4 protein-coding genes are annotated in these 2,785 nt (G+C 68.5%); 1 reads left to right on the top strand and 3 read right to left on the bottom strand.

Going from position 1 to position 2,785, the window contains the following annotated elements; translation table 11 throughout:
• The 3 genes from ELR45_RS23580 to ELR45_RS23590 all read right to left on the bottom strand — a co-directional run.
• Window positions 1-811 (bottom strand): FecCD family ABC transporter permease (locus ELR45_RS23580; protein ID WP_205857133.1); only part of this gene is annotated, 811 nt, incomplete at its 3' end.
• A gap of 129 nt (window positions 812-940) precedes the next feature.
• Window positions 941-1,399: a Fur family transcriptional regulator gene (locus ELR45_RS23585; protein WP_205857134.1), complete on the bottom strand. Its 459-nt coding sequence runs from the start codon at window positions 1,397-1,399 to the stop codon at window positions 941-943.
• A 38-nt stretch (window positions 1,400-1,437) separates the two neighbouring features.
• Window positions 1,438-2,238 (bottom strand): helix-turn-helix domain-containing protein, encoded by an 801-nt coding sequence (locus ELR45_RS23590; protein ID WP_129668530.1) that lies wholly within the window; start codon window positions 2,236-2,238, stop codon window positions 1,438-1,440.
• 66 nt (window positions 2,239-2,304) lie between these two features.
• Between ELR45_RS23590 and ELR45_RS23595 the strand changes: the two genes are divergently transcribed.
• Window positions 2,305-2,745, top strand: coding sequence for a DUF3224 domain-containing protein (locus tag ELR45_RS23595; protein WP_129668531.1), 441 nt, complete (start codon window positions 2,305-2,307; stop codon window positions 2,743-2,745).
• The last annotated feature ends 40 nt before the right edge of the window (window positions 2,746-2,785 follow it).

The following is a 2,785-nucleotide window of genomic DNA, read 5'->3' on the forward strand; positions in this document are numbered from 1 at the left end:
GCAACGCCGTGGCGGGCACGCCGAGGGTGCGGGCCGTGTCGTCGCCGATCGCCAGCGCGTCGAGCTGCCGGCCCCACATGATGAACAGGGCGATGGCCACGCCGACGATCACGACGACGATCGCGAAGGCGGGCGACCACCGGGCCAGCCCCAGCGAGCCGAGCAGCCAGAACAGGACGGACCGCGCGCCCTCGGCGGAGTCCGAGGCGAAGATCAGGAAACTGGTGGCGGCATAGAGCGCATAGCCCACGGCGACGCCCGCCATGAGCAGCCGTACCGACGTGATCCGACCACCTGCCCGGGCGACGACGAACACGACGACGGACGCACCCAGCGCCCCGACGAAGGCGCTGGCCGACAGGGCGTTCTCACCGAGCCCCGCGCCGAAGCCGAACAGGATCGCGGCGGCCGCTCCGGTGGACGCACCCGAGGTCACGCCGAGCAGATACGGGTCGGCGAGCATGTTGCGGACCATCGCCTGGAGCACGACGCCGCAGACGGCGAGGGCCGCGCCGACGACCGCTCCGAGCAGTACCCGCGGCAGCCGTACCCTCCAGACGATGGACTCCTCGGCTGGGCTCCAGCTCACCTGATCCGGCCAGCCGAGCAGGTGATGAGTCACGATCTTGGCCACATTGGCGGGAGCCACACTGACGGCTCCGATACCCACCGCCATCAGCAAGGTGGTCAGAAGGGCGGCGGTAAGACCGCAGATCCACAGCAATGTTCGGCGGCGCTGTGCCAGCTGGCCCAGATCGTCGCGGGGCAGCTGCTCCAAGGGAGGACGATCGGCCTTCGTCTCGACCGTCACCGTTGCGTTCCTTCCCCACGGACATGCCCGTCCGAGCCGACCGGGCCAGACTTGCAAGACAATGTCGCACATGCGACTCAGTCGCGTCAAAGGTCGGCAGGCTATCCGGCAGATCGGTTTCGCCCGACGTCAGCCGGCGCCGCGGCAGTCCTTGCAGGTTCCGGAGAGCGCCACGTGCCGCGGGTCGAGCTCGAAGCCGTGCGCCTCCAGCAGGTCCCGGCTGACGGAGTCGAGCATGCCGTCGGGAAGATCCATGATGCTGCCGCATGTCCGGCAGCTGGCATGCAGGTGCGGGCGCGCGCCCGCTTCACTGGCAAGGTGGTAAGCCGTCGCGCCGCCGCTGATGTGAACATGCGTGACGACGCCGATCGCGGCCAGCGTCTCCAGCGTGCGGTAGACGGTCGCCCGGTGCACAGCCGGATAACGCTGCCGGATCCGCTCGCACAGGTCCTCAGCGCCGGGATGACCGTCGAGCTCCGCCAGCGTCTCGATCACGGCACGACGCGCGCCGGTCACCCGATGGCCACCCTCGCGCAACGTCGCGAGTGCCCGTTCCAGGGCGTCGTCCGGCATCGCCTCGTACCTCACATGTCGATCATCCGACGCCTGCGGGATCACCCTATGCATCAGGTGCCTTCTTCGTCACGCTGGTACGTCGCCGGCGGAGTCCCGACCACCTGCGTGAACGCGCGTGTCAGGTGTGCCTGGTCACTGAAGCCGAGCCGCTCGGCCAGCGCGGGCCAGTCGGTCGGCTCGCCAGCGTGGGCGGCCGCGGTCGCTTCGAGGATCCGGAACCGTTGGATCACCCACTTCGGGCCGATCCCGACGTATTCGGCGAACAGCCGCTGCAAGCTGCGCAGACTCAGGCTCGCATGGTCCGCCAGCTGCTCGGCCCGGACGATGCCGGTGCGCCGCTCGGCCTCGCCGACCAGTGAGGTGACCTCGCGCGCAGCCGGGTCGGGTTCAGGCCCGACGCTGAGCAGGTACTCCTCGAGCGCCTCGACCATGTCGGTGGTCTGCACGCCCTCGAGGACCCGCCCCGCGGTACCGCGATCATCCCGGCCGAGCACGTTCGCACCCGGCCGAACGGTCCCGGAGATCGTGGCCAGGCTGTGCTTCAGCAGCGGACGGAATCCACCGGCGTGGAAGGCCGCGCCGAGCGCATGGCCCGTGCCGGTCAGGGTCCTGAAGAAGGGGTCACGTGACACGCCGTGGACGAAGAGCCGGCCGTCCTCGGCCGCGACATGGACGCGCGGCTGCGGAATGACCTGTTGCCGATAGGGCTGGGCAACGTGCCACCGCACCAGCCAGTAATAGTCGACGTACTCCGCAAGCGCATCGGACGGCGCGAGCCGCTCGACGTCGAACGACTGCTGGGCCGCCTTCGGCCGAACGATCGCCTCCGGGCGCCCCCTCGGCACGGACATGTCCCACAGCATAGTCGTCGCGTTTGTTCAAGACCGCTCGTTCCCGAGCCACGTAGCGTCCTGACCATGAGTTACACACATACGGCAATCTGCACGTTCAATAACACGTCCTGGTCGGAGAAGCTCGTCACCGACATCGACGGAGAAGGAACGAAGGCCGGCGAGGCGTACTACCCCAACCGCGGTATCACCCACGCCGAGGTCAGGTACTCCTACACCGGCGACATCGAAGGCACCAGCACCGTGGTCTACCTCATCGCCTACAAGGACGACGCGGCCCCGGTCCTCGGCCTGGAACGCTTCGAGGGATCGATAGCGGGGCACGAGGGCACGTGCGTGTTCCGGCACGTCGGCGACCAGGACAAGGGCTCAGTGACCGCCAAGCTCGAGGTCGTGCCGGGCATGGGCACCGGCGGCCTGGAGAAGCTGCGCGGCGAGGCCGATCTGTCCATCGCCGGACACAGCGATGACGGTTATCCGCTCACATTGAACTTCGACATGGACTGACGGGGCCCACCCCGAGGCGCGATTCTCAAGGCGACAGGTG

Origin of the sequence: Phytoactinopolyspora endophytica, assembly GCF_004138495.1 — a bacterium.
Lineage (GTDB): Bacteria > Actinomycetota > Actinomycetes > Jiangellales > Jiangellaceae > Phytoactinopolyspora > Phytoactinopolyspora endophytica.